This window comes from Ferrovum myxofaciens (genome assembly GCF_000735045.1).
Lineage (GTDB): Bacteria > Pseudomonadota > Gammaproteobacteria > Burkholderiales > Ferrovaceae > Ferrovum > Ferrovum myxofaciens.
In genome coordinates this window covers 1-253 of record NZ_JPOQ01000599.1, presented here as the reverse complement: position 1 = coordinate 253, position 253 = coordinate 1, and the positions used below count along the sequence as shown (strand labels likewise).

The window sequence follows — 253 nt, the reverse complement described above, 5'->3', positions numbered from 1 at the left end:
TGGCGTCCACGACATGAGCCTTGTCGCTTGTGCTGTTGAGGTGCATCAGCGCAAGCCGGGCGGCAAACTCGACAAGCGGAAGAACGGCAGGTACGCGGGGCGAATACGGCTCGCTGTCGTGCCGGACCGCACCACCAAGTCGCTTTGCGGCTTCGTCGAAAGGTCGGTTATGCCAGGCACGCTTATTGTTACCGATGACTGGAAAAGCTATTACGATCTCCCCAACAGAGGGTACAAGCACATGCACGTCGTC

Annotated in this window: 1 protein-coding gene; it reads left to right on the top strand. The window is 58.5% G+C overall.

Translation table 11 applies throughout. The features are described 5' to 3' along the window. Positions 1-253, top strand: a 253-nt coding sequence (locus tag IV91_RS0115285; protein WP_150112465.1) for a transposase, incomplete at both ends; no start/stop codon positions are given.